This is a genomic window from Sorangium sp. So ce1153 (assembly GCF_051521595.1).
In the GTDB taxonomy this organism is placed as follows: Bacteria; Myxococcota_A; Polyangia; order Polyangiales; family Polyangiaceae; genus Sorangium.
Window position 1 is genome coordinate 10,163,657 of the sequence record NZ_CP150361.1, and the last position, 21,768, is coordinate 10,185,424.

General features: G+C 70.9%; 16 protein-coding genes. 7 read left to right on the forward strand and 9 right to left on the reverse strand.

The genetic code is table 11. The features are described 5' to 3' along the window. From WME85_RS36705 to WME85_RS36720, 4 genes are all read right to left on the reverse strand, one after another. Positions 1-888, reverse strand: a complete 888-nt coding sequence (locus WME85_RS36705; RefSeq protein WP_437827734.1) for a hypothetical protein — start codon at positions 886-888, stop codon at positions 1-3. Beyond that, positions 885-2,828, reverse strand: a complete 1,944-nt coding sequence (locus tag WME85_RS36710) for a DUF1585 domain-containing protein (RefSeq protein WP_437827735.1) — start codon at positions 2,826-2,828, stop codon at positions 885-887. The genes WME85_RS36705 and WME85_RS36710 overlap by 4 nt, the downstream gene beginning before the upstream one ends. A gap of 416 nt (positions 2,829-3,244) precedes the next feature. Further along, positions 3,245-3,550: a hypothetical protein gene (locus WME85_RS36715; RefSeq protein WP_437827736.1), complete on the reverse strand. Its 306-nt coding sequence runs from the start codon at positions 3,548-3,550 to the stop codon at positions 3,245-3,247. A 30-nt stretch (positions 3,551-3,580) separates the two neighbouring features. Beyond that, entirely contained in the window at positions 3,581-3,895 is a 315-nt protein-coding gene (locus WME85_RS36720; RefSeq protein WP_437827737.1) for a hypothetical protein, read from the reverse strand. A 496-nt stretch (positions 3,896-4,391) separates the two neighbouring features. Here WME85_RS36720 and WME85_RS36725 point away from each other — a divergent pair, with 496 nt between their 5' ends. Continuing rightward, a complete protein-coding gene (locus WME85_RS36725; RefSeq protein ID WP_437827738.1) occupies positions 4,392-6,818 on the forward strand; it encodes an NACHT domain-containing protein in 2,427 nt (808 codons plus the stop codon). On the opposite strand, the gene WME85_RS36730 is transcribed toward WME85_RS36725, so the two are convergent. The 5 genes from WME85_RS36730 to WME85_RS36750 all read right to left on the reverse strand — a co-directional run bounded on the left by WME85_RS36730 (position 6,730) and on the right by WME85_RS36750 (position 11,900). Then, on the reverse strand, positions 6,730-7,473 hold the full coding sequence (locus tag WME85_RS36730) for an HNH endonuclease (protein WP_437827739.1): 744 nt from the start codon (positions 7,471-7,473) through the stop codon (positions 6,730-6,732). The genes WME85_RS36725 and WME85_RS36730 overlap by 89 nt on opposite strands. A gap of 13 nt (positions 7,474-7,486) precedes the next feature. After that, complete coding sequence (locus WME85_RS36735; RefSeq protein WP_437827740.1) at positions 7,487-8,902, reverse strand: AAA family ATPase; 1,416 nt, start codon at positions 8,900-8,902, stop codon at positions 7,487-7,489. Positions 8,903-9,032: 130 nt separating this feature from the next. Then, positions 9,033-9,398 carry a GH12 family glycosyl hydrolase domain-containing protein gene (locus WME85_RS36740; RefSeq protein ID WP_437842434.1) on the reverse strand — a complete coding sequence of 122 codons (366 nt, stop codon included), beginning with the start codon at positions 9,396-9,398 and terminating at the stop codon, positions 9,033-9,035. A gap of 15 nt (positions 9,399-9,413) precedes the next feature. After that, positions 9,414-10,529: an ADP-ribosylglycohydrolase family protein gene (locus WME85_RS36745; protein WP_437827741.1), complete on the reverse strand. Its 1,116-nt coding sequence runs from the start codon at positions 10,527-10,529 to the stop codon at positions 9,414-9,416. A gap of 249 nt (positions 10,530-10,778) precedes the next feature. Then, positions 10,779-11,900 (reverse strand): sterol desaturase family protein, encoded by a 1,122-nt coding sequence (locus WME85_RS36750; protein WP_437827742.1) that lies wholly within the window; start codon positions 11,898-11,900, stop codon positions 10,779-10,781. A gap of 506 nt (positions 11,901-12,406) precedes the next feature. Here WME85_RS36750 and WME85_RS36755 point away from each other — a divergent pair. From WME85_RS36755 to WME85_RS36780, 6 genes are all read left to right on the forward strand, one after another. Further along, positions 12,407-14,065, forward strand: a complete 1,659-nt coding sequence (locus WME85_RS36755; RefSeq protein WP_437827743.1) for a glycoside hydrolase 5 family protein — start codon at positions 12,407-12,409, stop codon at positions 14,063-14,065. Positions 14,066-14,144: 79 nt separating this feature from the next. Continuing rightward, on the forward strand, positions 14,145-15,218 hold the full coding sequence (gene xylF, locus WME85_RS36760; protein WP_437842436.1) for a D-xylose ABC transporter substrate-binding protein: 1,074 nt from the start codon (positions 14,145-14,147) through the stop codon (positions 15,216-15,218). 459 nt (positions 15,219-15,677) lie between these two features. After that, on the forward strand, positions 15,678-17,573 hold the full coding sequence (locus WME85_RS36765; protein ID WP_437842438.1) for a multicopper oxidase family protein: 1,896 nt from the start codon (positions 15,678-15,680) through the stop codon (positions 17,571-17,573). A gap of 289 nt (positions 17,574-17,862) precedes the next feature. Further along, positions 17,863-19,848 carry a multicopper oxidase family protein gene (locus tag WME85_RS36770; RefSeq protein ID WP_437842440.1) on the forward strand — a complete coding sequence of 662 codons (1,986 nt, stop codon included), beginning with the start codon at positions 17,863-17,865 and terminating at the stop codon, positions 19,846-19,848. Positions 19,849-20,106: 258 nt separating this feature from the next. Then, positions 20,107-21,225 (forward strand): aminoglycoside phosphotransferase family protein, encoded by a 1,119-nt coding sequence (locus WME85_RS36775; protein ID WP_437827744.1) that lies wholly within the window; start codon positions 20,107-20,109, stop codon positions 21,223-21,225. Continuing rightward, on the forward strand, positions 21,222-21,761 hold the full coding sequence (locus WME85_RS36780; protein WP_437827745.1) for an adenylyl-sulfate kinase: 540 nt from the start codon (positions 21,222-21,224) through the stop codon (positions 21,759-21,761). The genes WME85_RS36775 and WME85_RS36780 overlap by 4 nt, the downstream gene beginning before the upstream one ends. The last annotated feature ends 7 nt before the right edge of the window (positions 21,762-21,768 follow it).

Below are 21,768 nucleotides of genomic sequence, written 5' to 3' on the forward strand. Positions count from 1 at the left end.
TCAGTAGACGATGAACTCCGGATGGCGGACGAGGCCGTAACAGACCGCCGCCCAGCCTGCCTGTTGCGGGGTGAAGCGCGACGTCGGCGCCCCGGGGGCGGCGTGCCGCCGCACGACATCGCGGAAGACCGCCTGAAAGCGGCCCGCGCGGTCGGTCGGGGCGAGGGCCGCCGGATACCCGAGGAACGTCCGGTGCAGGACGTCGAAGCGCGCGACGAACTCCGCGTCGGTAGGATCCGCGGGCGTCATGTCGAAGGCGAACACGCGGCGCGCCGCGATCGGCGGCGGCGGCGGGCTGCTCCGGAGCTCGACCTCGGCCTTGCGCGCGCAGAGCGCGATGCCGAGACGCTCGAAGGTCGCCATCATCAGCGTGTTCGTGTTCGTCTGGCGGTTGACGTCGAGCTTGTGGTCGGGGAAGCCGAGCGGGCTCATGTAATCGGCCCACCGGTCGAACACGTTGCCCGCGTCCGCGCCGCGCGCGAGCGCCTCGACCTGGAGGGGCGTGAGGTCGTCGCCGAAGAGCTTCACATAGGTCTGCAGGTACACCTCCTGCGGGACGAGCCGCGGCCCCTCCTTCGGCGTGTCGTCCTGCAGATCGGTGTGGCCCGGGATCGCCTGCTCCGGCACGCCCACGATCGGCGGCGGCGTGGTCGGCGGCGGCGTGGTCGGAGGCGTGGTCGGCGACGGCGGTGTCGGCGCCGTGGTCGATGTCGTCGGCGTCGTCGGCGTCGTCGGCGTCGTCGGCGTCGTCGGCGGCGTGGTCGGCGCGGGCGGCTCCGTGGCGGCGGCCTGCGGCGTCTCCTTGCTGGAGCACCCTGCTGCGGGCGCTGCGATCACGGCGAGCGCCATGGCCGCGAGGGCCGCGAGATGTCGAGACGAGCGGGTCATCGCGAGCCTCCATTGCGCCAGGCGGCCGACGAGAGGTTGTTGGCGTCCTCGTACGCCGCGGCGCGCACGAGCTCGCGCACGAGCGGCTTCATCCGGTAGCTGCCGCCCACGAACGCCTCCTCGGCCTGCTCGAGGAGCTCGGCGTCGTCGCCGGTGAGGGCCCGGCCGAGGAACGACGAGACGACCTTCTCCGCGACGCAGGGGGCGAACCGCTCGGAGGTCACGATCTGCCGCGCGAGCCCCGCCGGCCCCTCGTCGGCGTGCTCGTGCGAGCCGTAGGCGCCGCGCAGGCTGGCCGAGGTCGCGCTGCTGAACGCCGGATCGTAGAAGTTATCGCACCCCTTCTGGGCCGTGCCGCCGGCGGGCGCGCTGCACTGGGCGCTCTCGAGGGGGAAGCTCGAGCCGGGCAGGAAGGTCCAGTCGCTCTCGACGACGCGCGAGAAGTAGGCCGCGAGCGGCTCGAGCGAGACGTGGCAGCCCGAACACCCGGGCCGGACCATCAGGTTCGACTCGTTCGACGGCGGCAGGCGCGTCTCGGTCGAGACGAACTCGCTGCAGAGAAAGACGTTGTAGAGCACGTGCGCGCGGCCGCGGCGCGAGCCGTACTTCGTGAGGAAGATCGGCATGGTGAGCAGGCCCGAGGCGAAGGGGCCGCGGTCCTCGACCTTCACCCAGGCGGTCGTGTCGTGGGGCAGGAGGTCCCTCGGCGCCCGGCTCGGCTCGAAGAGCGAGACCGGGTTCACGTAGCCGAAGAGCTGACCGCTCACGTAATCGGCGCTGCCGAACTCGCCGCCGCAGCACGTCGAGGGAGCGATCCACTGGTAGAACTGCGAGAGCGGGCCGTTCACGTAGGTGTACCTGGCCGTGAGGACCTCCCGGAAGTCGCGGTCCTCGGCGACGATGCGCTCGAGGAACTGCACGGCCTCCTGACCCCACCAGAAGCGCGACCAGGCGCCGGTGAACTCCGGGTCCACGACGGTCGGCCGCTCGGCGCCGAGCGGCGCGCTGAGCGGCACGGTGAACCCGCGCCGCTCGAGGTTCGGGCCCGCGGTCGGCACGCAGCGCTCGAGGCCGGGGCCGCAGCCGCACTCGCGCGCGAGCGTGACCGAGGTGCCGCTCAGGCAATCGATCGGCGCGTTCGGGTGCGCGCGCGCATAGTCGGTGTCGTACGGCAGCGGGAGGAGCCGGTCGTAGGGCGGCGGCGTCCCGACCGGCTGGGGCCTGCGGCCGGTGATGAACACGGTGCCGGTCGTCGCGGTCTGCGCCTCCTCCTTGCAGACGCGCACGGCCTGGACCGGCGTGGTGCCGTCCGGCTCGCGGAGCAGCTCGTCGGCCGGCGTGAAGTTCGGGTAGCGCGAGGCCCAGGTCGCCGGGTCATAGCGATCGTGCGGATCGGCCGCGCGGTAGTCGCGGTAGAGCCACCAGGGCTTCAGGAGGACGGTGTTCCGGTCGAGCGCCTCCTGCGACACGGGGATCGGCGTGCCGACGCCGGCCGCGTACTTGGGGAACTGCAGCCCGGTCTCGGCCTTGGTGAAGCAGAAATCGCCGTCGGTCTCCGGGCGCTCGCGCCGCTGGAGCAGACGAAAGTAGACGTACATCGGCCTGCCGTCGGGGCCGAGGATCTCGTGGCGGCGCAGCATCGACGCCTTCGGCACGAACTGGAACGACGGGCCGACGTCGAGGCGCATGAGGTCCATGTAGATGCGCCGGATGCGCTCGGCGTACGCCGGCTGGGCCAGGCGATCGTCGATCCACGCGTCGACGTCGAATGCGGGCGACTCGAACGCGGCGATCTCGTCGCGGGTCGGCATCCTGCCCTGGAGATCGATGGATAGCGCCCTGAAATACCGGTAGTCGCCCAGGCCCGGCGCCGCGTCGGCGCGGGACCCGAGCAGCGCCAGCGGGAGCAAGAGGGCCGCGATTCTTCCAGCTCGTCGCATGGATGCCTCCTACGTGATCTGAGCGAAGCAGAGAGATGGGATCTTGCCTCGGACGCCGACGCCAAGCGAGCCTGTCGCTCGGAAAACACACGCGCCGCACGCCTCCATCTGGCGTGGATGTGGAGGACACACGCGCTGCGCGCCTCCATCGACCGCGGATGTATGTCGATGCGCTGCCGCTGTATCCCCTCGCCGTCCGGGAGTTCCGTCCCGCAGGGCCGCACCGGGCGAGCCCGCCTCGAGCATGGGACCCCCGACGAGGCGTCGGTACCCGGCCCGCGACGGTCGGGAACAGCGGTGTTGCCCTCGACGCTGTTCAGCGCCAGGGTCCGGAGGCCCTCATCTCTTTCAGGGTGAGGAGGTCGTCGTCGCTGCGCAGTGTTCGAATGCTTGTCCGGCGGGACAGGACGATATCGTCACGGCGTGCCGCTCGTTCGTTTCCTCCGCAACGTCCGGCCGCCGCGGTTGTATGTCGCTGAATCGAGGACCGCGAGCCAGTCGAAATCGGTGAAGCTCTGCGGCGCGAGAGGGGCGTAGCTCGGGTTCTTCGCGCTGCGCGAGCGAGGCGGGAGCGCGGCGATCTCGGTGGCGGCGAGCCCCCGGCCTCCGTGGGTCGGGATGAACTGCGCCTGGTCGTAGTAGCCGCACGCGGCCGCGACGCCCGCCCACGAGACGCGCTCGCCGCGCTCGATCGCCGAGATCCCCTGCTGGACGCGCCGCACGCGACAGTAGCGCTTCGGGGTGAGGCCGACCTACTCGGTGAAGCTGCGGATGAACCGCTTCGCGCTCATCCCGAGCCGCCCCGTCACGTCGGCCACGGTGCTGGCGCGCGACGGGTCGGCGAACGCCGCGAGAGCAAAGTCGACCGCGCGCGCCGCCCGCGCGGCGAGGGCGGACTCGAGCGCGCCGAGCCTTGCCTCGGGGGTCTTCGCCTCGAGGACGCGCTCGCAGACGAGGTCGGCCTCGCGGCCCCAGATCGCCTCGAGCGAGACGTGGGCGCCGCCGAGCGCCTCGACGTCCACGCCGAAGAACGGGAACGCGCCGCCCGGGGTGAACTCGGCGCCCATGACCTCGCGCTGCTCGGCCGTGTCGATCGTGATGTGCTCGGCGCGGGCGCCGCAGACGGCGATGCCGCGGAGGCGGTGGCAGCGCGGGGGCGCGGGGGCGCGGGGGCGCCGTCGGCGGCGGCCACGCCGGCGAGGCCGGTGGGGTCGTCGTACCAGCGCAGCTCGTCCTCGGCCATGTTGATGAGGAGGTTCACCGCGCCGCTGGGGAGCACGCGCTCGAGCAGATGGGGGAGCTCGGGGGTGGCGTAGTACCAGAGCTGGCTGACGAAGCGGGCGAGAGGGGGTGGCGGGGTGTGGATGACGAAGCGCATGGGGCGGCCCGGGGAGACAGCATGCCACGGGCGGAGGACGAGCGGGGTGGGGAGGCTGCGGGGGAGGGAGGGAGAGGGCGTTCCGGACGAGTCGTGCTGCGGCCGGGCGACGACGTCGACACGAGGTGGGCGCCTCGCGCCCGTCTGCTGGACGATAGCGAGGGCGATCTCTAGGATGCCGGGTCGTGACGGCGGCCGTGCGACAGGCGAAGACAAGGGTAGGGCGAGGCAAGGCCGCCGGGGCGACGCGCCGAGCCGAGGTGGAAGCTGCGGCGGCAGAGTCGCCGGAGACGTTGCTCGACAGGATCTTCGCCGAGGTGCCGGGTAGTCCGCAGGCGAGTGACGGCCTGCCGGAGGTGGTCGGCAGAAACCGGCGCGCGCGGGCGAGGCGGCGCTTGGTGGACGCGTTCGCGGCGCGCGGGCCTTACCCGGTTCCGGAGGAGCTGCGCGGCGAGCTGCGCGCACTCGTGGAGCGGTGGCGGCAGAAGGGCTTCGAGGATGCCTTTCCGGAAGCGGATGTCTTCGAGATCCGGTGCGCGGAAGAGCGCGCCGTGCTCGACGCGGCCGCCCGGGGCGACGAGGAGGCGCGCTTCGCTGCCGCGGAGCGGGCCTACCGGCGCGAGGTCGAGGCGAGATACGGGCAGATCGAGATCCGCGGACTCCAGCTCAGCGCGCGCGTGCGGCAGGATCTCGAGATCGCCTATGTGCCGCTGCATGTGGAGGAGCCGTCGGAAGAGCTGCGCTCGACGAAGCCAAGAAGGGCGGCAGGTAAGAAGCCAAAGGGCGGCGCGATGGCGGTCGAAGCTAAGGCGGCCAGCGCAATGCTGCGCGTGCTGGAGCGGCCGCGGGTGCTCGCTACGGATGCGTTCGTGGACCACCCACGCCTCCTGATCTTCGGCGAGCCGGGCAGCGGCAAATCAACGCTCCTCGCGTACCTGGCCACGCGCGCCGCTCGGGGCGAGCTGGCCACGCCCACGTCACGGCGCGAACCGGCGTCGATTCCCTTCCTCGTGCCAGTGCGAGCGCTTCAGGACCCTCCAGCGAGCCCGGAGGGGATGGCGCACGCCGCCGGCGCGGAGGCCTGGTTCGTGGAAGCAGCGCTCCGGCGTGGTCGAGCGCTGCTTCTCATCGATGGCCTGGATGAAGCCCGGACGCAGGTGGCCGGGAAAGTGCTCCCGGCCCTCACGGCGACGCTCGACGCGTACCCAGGGAACTCGGTGATCGTCACGACGAGGCCGGCCGCCGCTCCTGGCGAGGACGAAACCGCGCCCAGAGGATTTGCGCGCGCACGCCTCTTGCCGATGACGCGCGACGAGGTCGGCGTCTTCATCGACCGATGGTGTCTGGCCGCCGAGCTGAGCCTCAACAAGCCACGTGAACAGGCCGAGATCGACGCGCGCGCCGCCGCGGACGATCTCAAAGAGCGAGTGCGTGCGAGCCGGGCGATCGAGAAGCTCGCGGAGACTCCCCTCCTCTGCTCCGTCATCTGCGTCGTCCACCGCTTCCTCGGGCAGCGGATCCCGGAGCGCCGGGTCGCCCTCTACGAGGCGATCACCAACGTCCTGCTCTACGAGTGGGACCGCGCCAAGTTCGCGGAGGGCGCCGCCATCGGCAAGCTCGACGCCCACGCGAAGCGCGCCCTGCTCGCCCGGCTCGCGCTCTCGATGCACAGGGCGCGCGTGGCGGAGTTGCCGGCGGAGGAGGTCGTCAAGCGGCTCGCGGAACACCTGCCAGACCTCGGCCGTCCGGAGGGGGAGGCGGCGACGATCGTGACGGAGATCCGGGACCGCAACGGCGTACTCGTGGAGCGATCGCCAGGTTCCTTCGCGTTCTCGCACCTGACGTTCCAGGAATACCTCGCCGCGATGGAGTTGGTGAACGCGCACGCCTACAACGAGCTGCTGCTGAGCTACAGGGACAAGTGGTGGCACGAGGTCATCGTGCTCTCCGCCGGGTTCCCGGGCGCTCATGCCGACCGGATCATCCGCGGGTTGCTCGCCAAGGACGGGGACGACGTGGCCGAAGGGACGATGCTCGCGGCGCAATGCACCGACACGGCCATCGAGGTCAGGCAGGCGCAGCGGAAGGAGATCGAGAAGCGCGTGGCACGGCTGATTCCGCCGGCGAGCCCCAAAGAATTCGAAACGCTGGTTCATCTCGGCGACGTGGCCGGACCGGTGCTCCTTCGATCGCTCGACAAGGCGAGCACGGAAGAGAAGACGTCAATCATCGTGCTCCTTGCCTATATTCAATATGAGCCAGCAACACGATCAATTTTGAAGTTTCTGAGAGACCCCAGCCGGACCGATTACCCGATCCCCACCTTGCTCGGGATGTTCAACAAGCCTCGCACTCTTGCCGAGTGCGCCGCCCTCTTCGTGAGAAGCATCATTGAAGTCTCGGAGACGGCGTTTTCCATCTTCTTCGATGCCATTCCTTCAGCCGATCCGAGCGCCGTTCGATCTCTCCAAATAAGCATGGACCTTGTGGAGGACCCCGAGTTGCGCAACAAGCTCAGGGCGCTTATCGAACGCGCCGAGACCGCCCACGCGACGAGTTCTGCTTCTTCTTACGCCGTCCGTTCTCCCAGACGCGCCGCACGTTCTGGTTGATCGCTTCGGAGAACGCCACCGGCCGCGTGATCAGCATGTCCTGAAGCTGAATGCCTGGACGCCCCATCAGCCTCCGCACGAAGTCAAGATGGCTCTGGATCGCCGTTCCCCGGTGCTGCGTGAGCCAGTGGCGCGCCAGGTCGAAGTCCTCGACCGTGCACCTCGCCTGCTCATCGCCGTCACGCGCCTCGATCTCGCCGTTCTCCGCGAACACGAACCGGCTGCCCGGGTCGCCCTCGTCAGGCCGCACGTACCCGCCGGCCGGCCACTTGTCGTGCTTCGCGCCGTTGCACCCCATGCATGCCAGGAAGTAGTTGTCCCATGCGTAGGCCTGCGCGGGAAAGCGAGCCTTGGGCCGGAAGTGCTCGACCTGCCCCGGCGGCTTCTCCTCCCCCTTCGCCCCGGGGTGGGTCGAGCTGACGGGAGACTGGCAGTAAGCGCAGAAACCTTGAGACATCCCGGCGATCGCCTGCCGGACGCGCGCATCGGCGCGCCAGACCGGCGGGAACTCCGGCTTCCCCTTCTCGTCGGACGGCAGCACATCCGGCGCGTAGCGCACGAACCCCTTCTTCCGCTTCGCCCCGTGCTCGGCGAGCTTCTCGAAGGCCTTCACCTTCTTCCAGAACGCCGCCGCGTCCGGGAACGCCGCGTCCACCGTCGCTTGCCAGTCAGCGGGAGGCTTTACGCCTTTTCGCCGGAGCCGGATCACGCCGTCCCCCTCCCTTCACGGAAAGCTGTGCATCCAGCCGCCTGAGCAGCGCGATCTGCGTCCGCGCGATCTCGGACAGCAGCGGCCCTCTGCCCTCCCGCTCCTCCTCCCGCGCGAGCACGCCTTGCAGCTCGTCCAGCGTCTTCAGCAGCGTCTGCCGGTCGCGCGCCGTCGCCGTGCCGTCCTCGACCTTCTGGCGGAGCGCGGCGGCCTCCAACTCCCGCGCCTCGTACGTCGGCGAGAGGCGCGAGGGCACAGCGAAGACAGCGCCGTCCACCATCACCGAGTCGACCTCCGCGCCGTCGAGCCGCTCCAGATCGCCCTTCGTCAACGGCCGCACCGTCGTGCCCTCCCCGGGCTTCTCGTCCAGCACCAGAATCTGGATCTCGCGCTTCTCGTCGTCGATGGCGGCCTGCACCACCGCGGGAGAGTGCGTGGTCAACACGAAGCGCGTGCGCGGAAACAGGCTCGTGAGCTGATCGATGATCCACCGCTGCCAGCGGGGGTGGAGGTTGAGATCGACCTCGTCGATGGCCACCATGGCCTCGCCCGCGAGCGGATCGTCGAGCGCGGAGAAGAGCTGCGCGTAGCGGATCGCGAGATCCAGGACGACGGAGAGCATGGCGCGGTACCCGTCGGAGAGCTCGGTGACCGAGAGCGTGACGCCCGAGCGACGGAACGCCACCACGCGGCGCCCTTCCTGCTCCACGATGTCCACTCCCTCGATGCGCCGGTCTAGCCCCAAGAGCCACGCCCGCAGCCTCTCCCATACCGCCCGCGCGGCAGGATCGTACTCGCCTCGCTCCTCCAGGAGCGCGACGTAGGCCGAGAGATCCCGGAAGAGGTACTCGTCGAAGTCGACCAGCGTGCGCGTGGCCGGGCGGCGCAGCGCGTCCTCGAGGTGCGCCGGGAGCGCCCGGGCCAGCGCCTGCTCCCACTCCGGACCGAGGAGCGTCGGGCCGGCCGCCTGGCGCGGCCTCGCCGGCGGACGCAAGGCCCGGTACTGGCCATACGCGAAGACGTGCTGTCCGCGCGGGAGCCGCGCGCGCTCGGCGCGCCCTTCGCCATCGACCCAGCGCGCGAGCGGCTCGGCGCCGGTCCCGTGGAGCGCGATCGAGCCGCCGGATGCCCCGCGGCGGAGCGGAAAGCGGTCGAGCCCCTCGCCGTCGCCGGGCGCGAGGGAGGCGATCGCCTCGATGATGCTCGTCTTGCCGGAACCGTTCTGCCCGATGACGACCGTGACCTGCGCCCCGAGCGGCACCTCGCCGCGCGCGAAGCAACGCACGTTCTCGAGGACGAGCCGGGAAACAGCGGTTGTACCTGCCCCCGGCGGAGGCGCGGGCGGCGACTTGCTCTCGTTGCGGCGCGTCGTCACGCGCCGACTATAGCCCAAAGCACCGCGAGGAGCGCGCTCGTACAGATTCTGGCGAGCGAGCTCTCGCCGGAGCTGCCGAAGCTCGTCGGCGCGCGCTGGCGCGAGGAGCGAAGCGCGCGCTCAGTTCACGTCAGTTCACGTCGACGTAGAAGTCGAGGCTCTGCAAGTTCGTGAGCGGGCCCTCCCAGATCTCGAACCCGACGCCGACCGCGTTCACTGTATTGCCGGGCACGCTGAGGCCGCGCGTCTCCGCGTCGCGCACGAAGTCCATCACGTCGAACTCGATCTCGTAGCTGTCGTTCCCTTCGGCGCGCACCCAGTTCACGTTCGGCAGGCCGTTCACCATGCCGTTCCAGATGTTCCACGTGCCAGGGACGTTCGCGACCGTCACGCCCTGATGCGCGGGGTTCGGCTGCCCGGCGGGCTGATAGCTCGGCGGATCGCGCAGCCACACCATCAGGTAGCCCTGGAGCCGCGTGCCATTGCCCATCCAGATGTCGTATGCGGCGCCTCAATAGGGCGGCAGCATCCTCCGGAATCCGTGCTTCAGCGCCAGCATCAGGAAGATCAGGTTGCGCACCGGCACGAGCGGCCAGAAGTAGCCGAGCGGCCCCTCCCCGCGAGGAGCGCCCTCCCCCGCCGCGGCGCCCTCCCCCTCGCCGCGGAACGCCCGCGCGAGCCGCGCCCCGAGCCGCCGCATCCACCCGACCGACAGCGGGAAATCGGCGATCCCGCGGAGCCACGCTCCCGGAATGGCGCGCGCACCCAGCGTCGCGCCCGCGAGGCCGCCGACGATGGCGCCCGTGCTGTCGGCGTCGCCCCCGAGCAGGATCACGTCCTCCACCGCGCGCCGGAAATCGCGCACGTTCGCGAGCCAGCAAAACAGGACCGCAGGGACGGTGTCCACGATGAAGCCGCTCACGCCTTGATCGAGCCCGATCGCAGCGGCGTACTCCTCCGCCGAGGCGCCCCGGGCGAGCAGCTCCGCCGCGCAGTCGAGCCGGCGGCGGAGCTCCCCGTCCGAGACGCGCTCGCGCAGCATCGCCAGGAGCTCGCCCGGATTGACCTGCTCCGGCCCGCGCACCGCGGCATACGCGGCCGCAAGGGCGATGAGCCGCGCGCCCTCCTCGGCGCGCGGATCGGTATGGGTGAGGCGCGTGGAAGCGCGCACCATCGGCTCGATGCGCGACGGCGCGAGGGCGAGCGCCGCGCCGAGGATCGGCGCCCGCATCGCAGGGCCGTTGCCGGCCGAGAAGACGCCGCTCCGCTCCGGAGAGAAGCCGAGCCATAGCTTGAGGATCGCCCGCAACGTGGCGTATCCGACGCCCGCCGGCAGCGCGGCGAGCCAGCCGCGGAGACGCCACCCGAGCGAGCGCGCGAACCGCGCGGTGTCCCGAGGGGCGGCCAGCAGCGCCTGCGCCGTCATGCACGCGTGCTCGGCGTCGTCGCTGATCATCCCGCGGCCGAAGACGAAGCGGTGCTCGAGCGGCGCAGGGCCGAAGAGGCGCGCGGCGCGGCGGCGCGAGAGGCCCTCGCGCGGGAGGCCGAGGGCGTCGCCGACCGCCGCGCCGAGGAGGACGCCGGTGAGCCGGTCCTCGCGATCGATGGATGTCGTCTCGATGGGCATGCGAGCGCGCCTTTCACGCGCCGTGCCGCGGAGACGACCGCAGCGCGACGCGGAGACGGCCGCAGCGCGCCGCCGAGATCCGCGCGATTCGACGCGCCACGCCGCGCGTCCGCCCCGGGAGCAGCCCGCCAGGCTGGCAGTCGCTCTCCGCGCCGATGGACATCGTGTCACGGCGCCGCCCGCCGCCGCGGCGCCGCCGCCCGCCGCCGCAGCGCGACTCCCAGGCTCGCCGGGCGCTCTGGCTACCTTCTATGCAGGCGAGATCGGCAGCCCCTTGGGCGAGCCGGCGGACGTCGCCTCGCCGCGCGCCGGCTCCGGCGAGGCCCGCCCGTCGAGCAGCGCGCCGACGCCGGTGAGCGCCGCCAGGAGCACGGCCGCCCCCGCCCACAGCGGGCCCGCGCCGAGGCCCGGCGCCGCGTCGAGGAACGCGATCGCGCCGACGAGCGCCGCCAGGAAGAGCCCCGCCGCGAGCGCGCGGACCGGCAAGGGACGCTCCACGTCGTGCAGGACATAGCCCGGGTCGGTGCGCAGCGGGCCCTCCTCGGGCGGCGACGCCTCGGAGCGCCAGTCCGGCGGCCGGAGAAAGACGAGCAGCTTGCCCGAGAGGCGCGGCTCCGCCGCCGCCGTGCGCGCGAGCTTGCGCCACGGGTCGAGGTTCGCGCGCAGCGCGCTGAAGCTCCCGAGCGGCTGGACGACGCCGTAGCGCGGGAGCGCGCCCTCCGCGCGGAACGTGCCGAACAGCCGATCCCAGACGATGAGCATGCCGCCGTGGTTCCGGTCCAGATACGCCGCGTCGACGCCGTGGTGCACCCGGTGGTGAGACGGCGTGTTCAGCACCCACTCCAGCGGACCGAGCCGGCCGACGAGCTGCGTGTGGATCCAGAACTGATACAGCGTGTTCAGCGTGTACGTCGTGACGAGCACCGCCGGCGGGAAGCCGAGCAGGGCGAGCGGCCAGAAGAACGGCCAGAAGAACGTCCGCTGGACCCAGCTCTGACGCAGCGCGACCGAGAGGTTGTAGTCCTCACTCTGGTGGTGGACCGCGTGCGCCGCCCACAGGAAGTTCACCCGATGGCTCGCGCGGTGGGCCCAGTAGTAGCAAAAGTCGACGGCGACGAAGCAGGCCAGCCAGGTCGACAACGCGCCCGGCGGCAGCCGGACCGGCGCGGCGCGCTCGAAGAGGAAGACATAGACGAGCAAGCCGACACTAACGAGGGTGACAATCGTTTGCTGGCCCACCCCGCAGGACAGGTTGGCGAGCGCGTCGGAGAAGCGGTAATCGCGGCGCCCGCGGCGGCGACAGAGCCAGAGCTCGACGCCGATGAGCGCAAAAAAGGCCGGTACAGCAAGCAGGATCAGCCTCGACGACATGCCCCCGTCCTCCGCGCGGCCGGCGCACAGCCCCTCGGCCACCGCCCGCCTATCCTAGCCCGGACGCCGCCCGGACGCCGCCGGCACGCCGCCAGCACGCCAGCAAACACGCGCCACCCGGACGGCCTCGGCCGGCGCGCAGCGACCACCGGCGCCGGCCCGGATCGCCCCGCCTCAGGACCCGGCGCCGCCCGCCGGACAGCCGCGCGCCGGCAGCGCCCCGAACACCGCACGCCCGCTCCGGAGCCGCCCCGCCGGCCGCTCGGTTCCCTGTTGACGCTGAACCGATTAAGTGGTCTGCCACCAGCCAAGCCAGCAGGAGCGACCACCCCGAACGGAGATCTGTCGTGGCGCGACGTCCGGGGGAATCGCAGCCATGCCGGCGAGACGATCACCGCGCAGGTGACGCGGCCGCTCGGCAACTCGCCGTGAACCGGCCGCAGGCTCCGAGCGACAGCGCTCAGCCACGCTTGAGGAACGAACCTCGAACCAGGTAAGGAAACACCATGAACAGAACCTTGTTGCTCGCTCTGGGACTGCTCTCCCTCGCCGCGTGCTCCTCTGACGCGGTCGACCCCTCCCCCTCCGGCGGCACCGGTGGGTCCGGCAACACCGGCGGCGGCGGGAGCGACACCGGCGGCGGCGACACCGGCGGCGGCGGGGGCGGCACCGGCGGGGGCGACACCGGCGGCGGCGGGGACGGAACCGGCGGGAGCGCGGCCGTCGACTGCGCCCGGCAAGCCGAAAAGTGCTACGTCCGCACCGATGGGAGTAAGCTCACGCTCGACGGGAAACCGTACAAGTACATGGGCACGAACTTCTGGGCAGCTCCCTACGTCGACCGCGAGCGCTTGCGCGCCGAGCTCGACATCCTCGAAAGCCAGGGCGTGCTCAACCTCCGGATCATGGCGCTCAGCGAGGGCGACATCCCCGAGGCGCAGCAGAACGACCCGGAGTTCGGGCCGCAGCGGATCTTCCCCGCGTCGTCGGATGCGCCGTGCGCCGACCCGAAGCTGGAGCAGTACGTGAGCAACCTGAAGACGGTGCTCGACGAGATCCACGGCCACGGCATGAAGGCCGTGATGACGCTGAACGACTGGTACCACTGGTCCGGCGGTATGCCCCAGTACATCAAGTGGGCGCACGAGCAGCCCGAGACCACGTGCGGCAAGGACTTCAGCGACTACCAGGTCGGCCTGACCCACCCCGACACGGGCGCGGACCTGCTCGCGGCAGGCCACTTCGTGCCGTTCGCCGGGTCGGCCCGGTTCGAGGAGGGCACCGGCGAGGACTGCCAGGCCGTCCCGCTCGCGGGCGACTTCGCGATCCCCCACCCGAACACGATCACCGACCCGAACCTCGTCGGCCCGGCGTGGGACGACCAGCAGAACCTCTCGACCCTGTTCCTGTGCAACAAGAAAGCGCAGGAGTTCTTCTACAGCCGGGCCGAGGTCGTCATCGCCGCCCTCAAGGACCACCCGGGCATCATGGCGTGGCAGCTCGCGAACGAGCCGCGGTCGTTCCGGGGCTGGAGCGCGCTCTTCAAGCTCTGGGTCGAGCGGACCGCGAAGTTCATCAAGGACATCGACCCGAACCACCTGGTCTCCATCGGCTCGGAGGGCGAGCTGTACCAGTGGGGCGACTACGCGAACAGCGACTACCGCGCGTTCCACGACGTGGCCGGCATCGATTACCTGACCTTCCACGTCTGGCCGGAGAACTGGTCGTGGTACGACCCCTCGCTGCCGATCGACAGCGACGCCGAGAAGTCGCTGAGCGCGGCCATCGACGAGAGCGACGCGTTCATCGCCACCCAGGTCGCGCACGCCAAGGCGCTGAACAAGCCGATCGTCGTCGAGGAGTTCGGCCTCGCGCGCGACGACAAGTCCGACCCCATCAGCACGCCGGTCACGAAGAGGAACGCGTACTACGCCTCCGTCTTCGACGCGGTCAAGGACAACCCCGAGCTCGCCGGCGTGAACTTCTGGGCGTGGGGCGGGACCGGCAGGCCGGAGAACGACGGGAACCTTTACTGGCGCATCGGCCAGGACTACATCGGCGATCCGCCCCACGAGCTCCAGGGCTGGTACTCGGTGTACACAACCGACGTCGACACGCTGACGCTCATCATGCAGTACGCTGACCAGATCAACTCGACACAGTGATTACCCGTGGGGCCCATCACAGCCCCACACCCCTTCATCTGACGCGGAGGTCATCTTGATTCGTCGTTCTGCCTTCCTCATGGCGCTGTTCTCGCTCGCGTTCTCGGCCGGCTGCTCGAAGCCGGAGGCAGGGAACGAGGTGGGCGCGGGCAAGACGGAAGAAAAAGCCGCGAAGACCGCGGACACCAAGGGCACGGAGAAGAAGAAGCTCACGATCGGCTTCTCCATGGACACCCTCAAGGAGGAGCGGTGGCAGCGCGACCGCGACCTGTTCAAGGCGAAGGCCGAGTCGCTCGGGGCGCAGGTCCTCGTGCAGTCGGCGAACAGCGATGACGCCCTTCAGAACTCGCAGGCCGAGAACCTGCTCACCCAGGGCGTCGACATCCTCGTGGTCGTGCCCCACAACGCCAAGACGACGGCCACGATCGTCGAGTCGGCGCACAAGCAGGGCGTGCCGGTCATCGCCTACGACCGGCTGATCCTCGACTCCGACGTCGACCTCTACGTGTCCTTCGACAACGTGAAGGTGGGCGAGCTCCAGGCCGAGTACCTCGTGAAGATGCAGCCGAAGGGGAACTACGTCCTCATCGGCGGCTCCCCGACCGACAACAACGCGAAGCTGTTCCGCGAGGGGCAGATGAACATCCTGAAGCCGCTCATCGACAAGGGCGACATCAAGGTCGTGGCGGACCAGTGGGCCAAGGACTGGCAGCCGGTCGAGGGGCTCAAGATCACCGAGAACGCCCTCACCAAGAACAACAACAACGTCACGGCGGTCGTCGCCTCGAACGACGGGCTCGCGGGCGCGGCGGTCCAGGCGCTCGGCGAGCAGAAGCTCGCCGGCAAGGTCGTCGTCTCGGGGCAGGACGCCGAGCTCGCCGCCTGCCAGCGGATCGCGGCCGGCACCCAGAACATGACCGTCTACAAGCCGATCAAGCTGCTCGCCGAGAAGGCCGCCGAGCTCGCCATCAAGCTGGCGAAGAAGGAGGACCTCGGCGAGAAGACGCAGACGGTCAACAACGGGAAGAAGGACGTGGCCAGCGTGCTCATCACGCCGGTCGCCGTGGACAAGGACAACCTCGCCTCCACGGTGATCGCCGACGGGTTCCACAAGAAAGAGGAAGTCTACAAGGACGCCCCGAAGGAGCAGTAGCCGGCGGCCGAGCAGGCCTCTCCCGGGCGAGCGTTCGCCGCCCGATCGGCGATCTGCCGTCGGATGTCCTCCAGGGCGTCTGACGGCGGACGCCTCCCGCCTCCCATCTCCCTCCCTCGCTCCCTCGCGCGCGCGTGGGCGCGTGACCATGACCCGACCGCGCTCCCGGGCGTCGCGGGCGCCCGGCCCGCAGCCGCGCGTCGTCCCAGGCGATCCCGGTCGTACGGCTGAGCCCTGGATGTCGCCCGGAGCCCAGCGATCCCGGAACCGTTCATGATCCCGGCGCTCCTCGAATCCGGAGCTTCCCGGGTGGCTCGGGTCCGCGCGCCGGCCATCCTGGTGCGCGCTCGCAGCGTGCAGCGCGAGGCAAGGAGGCGCGATGTCCTCGATGAAGCGACGACCTCTCCCGAGGCGCGGTCTGGCCGCGGCGCGACCGCGGCGCTCCGGCGCGGAGGCGTGGTGAGGGCGGCCGCGGCCGCGTGCCCGGCCGTCCCGGGCTCGGTCCCGACCCTGCCCGGCGCCGCGATCCCCAGATACACGCGCCCGCTGGCGATCCCGCGGGTCATGCCCGAGGCGGCGGTGCTCAGCGTGGACGGCGCCGACACGGACTACTACGAGATCGCCGTCCGGCAGTTCGAGCAGCACGTCCTGCCGCCCGAGCTGGGTCTGCCCCCGACGACGGTGTGGGGCTACGGCTCCGTCCATCACCCGCAGTCGTTCAGCTACCCGGCGTTCACCATCGAGGCGAAGTGGCGGCGGCCGGTGCGCGTGAAGTGGATCAACGATCTCAAGGACCCCGCGACAGGCCGCTTCCTCCCCCACCTGCTCCCGGTCGACCCGACCCTCCACTGGGCCAACCCGCCCGGCGGGGTGAAAGGCCGCGACAGGCGGCCCACGTTCGCCGGCGACTGCCCGCCGGGACCTTACCGGGGCCCGGTGCCGTTCGTCACGCACCTCCACGGGACCGCCAGGGTGCGGCAGGAGAGCGACGGCTATCCGGAAGCCTGGTACCTCCCCGCGGCGACCGATATCCCCGAGGGGTACGCGGAGACCGGCACTTTCTACGACCATTACCGGCGCACGTCGCCGCTCGGGCAGCTATGGGAGCCGGGGACGGCCGTGTTCGAGTACCCGAACGACCAGCGGCCATCGACGCTCTGGTATCATGACCACTCGCTCGGCATCACCCGCCTCAACGTCTACGCGGGGCCGGCCGGCTTCTACCTGCTCCGCGGCGGACCGGACGATCTGCCGCACGACGCCCTCCCCGGACCAGCCCCGAGACCAGGAGACCCCCCGGGAGCCAGGGTCCACGAGATCCCGCTCGTGATCCAGGACCGCTCCTTCAACGACGACGGTTCGCTCTTCTATCCAGCCTCGCGCGGGCTCTCCCCGCCGCTCGACGCGCTGTACATCCCGAAGGGCGATATCCCGCCGATCTGGGTCCCGGAGTTCTTCGGCGACGCCATGGTCGTCAACGGCCAAGCGTGGCCCTACCTCGAGGTCGAGCAGCGGCGGTACCGCTTCCGCATCCTCAACGGCTGCCCGTCGAGGTTCCTGCTCCTGAAGATGGATAACGGCCTCCCGTTCTGGCAGATAGGCTCGGAGGGAGGGTTCCTCCCCTCCCCCGTGGAGCGCGGGACCCTCCTGCTCGCTCCGGCCGAGCGCGTGGACGTGATCGTCGACTTCAGCGGGGTCCGCGCGGGCACCGAGATCGTCCTCCTCAACCTCGGTCCTGACGCGCCCTTCACCGGCGGTCCGCAGCCCCCGGCCGACCCGAAGACGACAGGGCAGGTGATGCAGCTCCGCGTCGTGCCGGCGACGAGCAGCGACACGAGCACGCCCCCCCACCGGCTCGATCTCCCCCGGATCCCCCCCCTCGGCGAGGTGGACGTCCGCCGGCAGGTGTCCCTGAACGACGTGAGCTCCGCGCTCGATCCCGAGGCCGGCCTGCAGGTCGCCCTGCTGGGTACACTCGATCCTCCGCAGGGCGGGAGGACGCCCAGGCCGCTCTTCTGGCACGATCCGATCACGGAGAACCCGGCCGTGGGCTCGACGGAGGTGTGGGAGATCTACAACTTCACCGTGGACGCGCACCCGATCCACGTCCACGAGGTCCACTTCGAGGTCGTCGATCGCCAGCCGTTCGACGGCGATCCGCGCCCGCCGGAGGCCGGGGAGGAGGGCGTCAAGGACACCGTCGTCGCGCTGCCGTTCGAGATCACGCGCATCAAGATGAGGTTCGAGAAGCCTGGGCGGTTCGTGTGGCACTGCCATATCCTCGAGCACGAGGACAACGAGATGATGCGGCCCTACCAGATCGGCCCGATGCCGGACGACATCCCGCGACGGTGACCGCGCCTCGCGCGCCTCCAGCCAGCCCACTCCCCCGCTTCCGGGACACAAGCAAGGACGCGAGCCGCGCGCCGAGCCCGTCCCGCACGCGCGGCGCGCCGCCCGGCACGATCCCGATCCGCGGAGAGGCATCCTCGCCTCACCCGAGGTCTCGGTGAATCCGTATCCTCTCTCATGATCACGCAGGCGCCCGAATCCGGGGCCTCCTGGATTGTCCGGATCCCTGCGCTCGTCATGATACCTCGCGTTCACAGCATGGGCTGTGGCGCAAGGAGATGCGATGTCCTCCATGAAACGGCGACAGCTCCTGAAGTATGGTCTGGCCACGACGGGCGGGCTCCTGGTGCTCCGGCGCGGCGGTATGGCGAGGGCGGCCCTCGATGCGTGTCCGATCCCCTCGGCACAGGGACCGACCCTCCCCGGCATCGACATCGCCGCATTCCGGTACAGCCGCCCGCTGCTCATCCCGCCCACCATGCCCAGGGCAAACGGGCGCCACGATCTCGGCGCGCGCTTCGATCGTTACGAGATCGCTGTCCGGCAGTTCCCGCAGCAGGTCCTGCCGCCCGAGATGGATCTACCCCAGACCACGGTGTGGGGATACGGGGCGTTCGGCCGCCCGGAGACGTTCAGCTACCCGGCGTTCACGATCGAGGCGAGGTGGCGAAGGCCGGTGCGCGTGAAGTGGATCAACGACCTCAAGGACCCCGCGACAGGCCACTTCCTCCCCCACCTGCTCCCGGTCGACCAGACCCTCCACTGGGCCAACCCGCCCGGCGGGTTGGAGTTCCGCGATATGCGGCCCACGTTCGTCGGCGAATGTCCGGGCGAATGCCCGCCGGAGGCGTACCGGGGGCCGGTGCCGATCGTCACGCACCTCCACGGCATGGCCAGGGTGGAGCAGGAGAGCGACGGCTATCCGGAAGCCTGGTACCTCCCCGCGGCGACGAACATCCCCGAGGGGTACGCGGAGACCGGCACCTTCTACGATCACTACAAGCGCACGTCGCCGCTCGGAGACCTGTGGGAGCGAGGGGCGGCCGTGTTCCAGTATCCGAACGACCAGCGGGCAACGACGCTCTGGTATCACGATCACGCGCTCGGCGTCACTCGCCTCAACGTCTACGCGGGGACGGCCGGCTTCTACCTGCTCCGCGGCGGCCCGGACGATCTCCCGCCCGGCGTGCTCCCCGGCTCATCGCCGACACGGGGCGACTGCCATGGATCCGGGACGTACGAGATCCCGATCGTGATCCAGGATCGCTCCTTCAACGACGACGGGTCGCTCTTTTACCCCGATACGCGCGGGCTCCCTCCCGAGCTCGCGGACCTGTACGTCCCGTGCGGCCCCTTCCCGCCGATCTGGGTCCCGGAGTTCTTCGGCGACGTCATGGTCGTCAACGGCCAGGCGTGGCCCTACCTCGAGGTCGAGCAGCGACGGTACCGCTTCCGCCTCCTGAACGGGAGCAATTCGCGGTTCCTGATCCTCCAGATGGATAACGGCCTCCCGTTCTGGCAGATAGGCTCGGACGGAGGGTTCCTCCCCGCCCCCGTGCGGCGCCGCAGCCTCGTGCTCGCTCCGGCCGAGCGCGCGGACGTGATCGTGGATTTCAGCGATGTCCGCGCCGGCTGCGAGATCGTCCTCCTCAACCTCGGTCCGGACGGGCCCTTCACGAGCGGCCCGCAGCCCCCGGCCGACCCGGCGACGACAGGACAGGTGATGCAGTTCCGCGTCGTGCCGGCGACGAGCAGGGACACGACCACGCCCCCGCACCGGCTCAGGCTGCCGTGGATCGAGCCGCTCGGCGCCGCGGGCGCGGTGCGGCGCGTGTCCCTGAACGAGGAGTTCTCCGCGATCGCCCCCGAGGCCGGCCCGCTCGCGGTCCTGCTGGGTACGTTCCAGCCTCCGGGCTCCGACACGCGCTTGCCGCTGCACTGGGACGATCCCATCACGGAGAACCCGGCCGTCGGGTCGACCGAGATCTGGGAGATCCACAACTTCACCATGGACTCGCACCCGATCCACCTCCACGAGGTCCAGTTCGAGATCGTCGAACGCCAGCTGTTCGACGGCGATCCGCGCCCGCCGGAGCCAGGCGAGGAAGGCCGCAAGGACACCGTGATCGCGCCGCCTGGCGAGATCACGCGCATCAAGATGCGGTTCGAGACGCCTGGGCGGTTCGTGTGGCACTGTCACATCCTCGAGCACGAGGACAACGAGATGATGCGGCCCTACCAGATCGGGCACATCCCCCCCGACATCCCGGATCGCTGAGCCCGCCACGCGCGGCGTGGCGAGGCGCCGCGCACGTCTCGCGCCGGGGCGCAGATCCTGCGAGGGCGACCGGCCCGGCCGGCGCCCCGCGCGTTCGTCGCTCGCCGCCGACCCCGCTGACACCGCGGCTCCAGCCACAGCCCGCGGTGCGGCATGAGCAGGCTCGTCAGGCACGCGGCCTGCTTCTTGCCGGTCACGTCGCCACGTCGCCACGTCGCCACGCCGGCAGCACGTCCCCACAGCCCCCACGAGGAGACCATGAGCGCCGCCCAGACGGTCCTGTCTGACGCCGATCCCTCACGCCCAGTCCGCCAGCTGATCGAGGCGGTCCTGCCGGACGCGCGGGTCGTGGAGGTCGCCGCCATGGGGCCGGACGGCGGCGCCAGCCACGACCTGACCGAGAAGGCCGCCGGTTACGGCGCCCCCCGCCGGATCACGGTGGCTCGGCCCGACGGCTCGACGCAGCGGCTGGTCCTGCACACGTCGACGGCCAACGAGTTCGGACACGACAGGCGGTCGGATCGCGCGGCGGAGATGCTGCTCGCCTTCGACACCTTCGGATCGATTCCATCGCACGTGGAGGTCGTGGACGTCGGCTCCCTGACCCGCGATGACCGCTTCGTGTCGCTGCGGGACGCGGGCGAGTTCTACCTGCTCACCACGTACGCGGAGGGGCAGGTCTACGCCGACGATCTGCGCCGGATCGCGCGGGAGCGCCGCGCGGCGCCGGAAGATCTGGCGCGCTGCGAGGCGCTCGCCAGGTACCTCGTCGCGCTCCACGCGGCGCCCGGCGCCCAGCCGGGCAGCTACCGCCGCGCGGTGCGCGATCTCGTGGGCCACGGAGAGGGCATCTTCGGCATCATCGACGGCTATCCGGACAGCGTGCCCGGCGCGCCGCCCGAGCGGCTCCAGGCCATCGAGCGGCGCTGCGTCGCGTGGCGGTGGAAGCTGCGCGGCCGGGACCAGCGGCTCGCGCGCACGCACGGCGACTTCCACCCCTTCAACATCGTGTTCGACGAGGCGTCGCGGCTCACCCTGCTCGACACGAGCCGCGGGTCCCAGGGCGATCCGGCCGATGACGTGACGTGCCTCGCCATCAACTACGTCTTCTTCGCGCTGGACGCGCCCGGCGCGTGGCAGGGCGGCCTCCGCGCGCTGTGGCGGCGGTTCTGGCAGGCCTACCTCGACGGGAGCGGCGGCGCGGGCGCGCTCGACGTGGCGGCGCCGTTCCTCGCGTGGCGCGCGCTCGTGCTCGCCAACCCAGCCTGGTACCCCGCGGTCCCGGGGCGCGCGCGGGACGCCCTGCTCACCTTCGTGGAGCGCGCCCTCGACGCGCCGCGCTTCGATCCGGACGACGCGGAGCGGGTGTTCGCGTGAGCGGCGGCGTCGTGTGGATCACGGGGCTGCCCTCGTCGGGCAAGTCGACCCTGGCCGCGCGGGTACACCGCGCGATGCTCGGCGAGGGCCGGGCGAGCTGCCTGCTCGACGGCGACGAGGTCCGCGGCGCGCTCGTGCCGCGGCCCGGCTACGACCGGCGCGGCCGCGATGATTTCTACGAGACGCTCGGGCGCCTGTCCGCGCTGATCGCGCGCCAGGGGCTCGTCGTGATCGTGGCGGCGACCGCGCACCGCCGCGCCTACAGGGAGCGCGCCCGCGCGCTCGCGCCGCGGCTCCTCGAGGTGTACATGGATGTCCCTCCGCGGGTCTGCCAGGAGCGCGACCCGAAGGGGCTCTACCGGTCGGCGGGCGCCGGCGAGATCGACGCGCTCCCCGGCGCCGGGCTCGATTACGAGGCGCCGCCCTCGCCGGAGCTCGTCGCGCGCGGGGGCGAGGACGACGCGGCGCTCGGGGCGATCCTGGAGCGCGCGAGGTCGTGGTCCGCCGGCGTGGCCGGCGTGGAAGGCAGCGCGTGATAGCCTC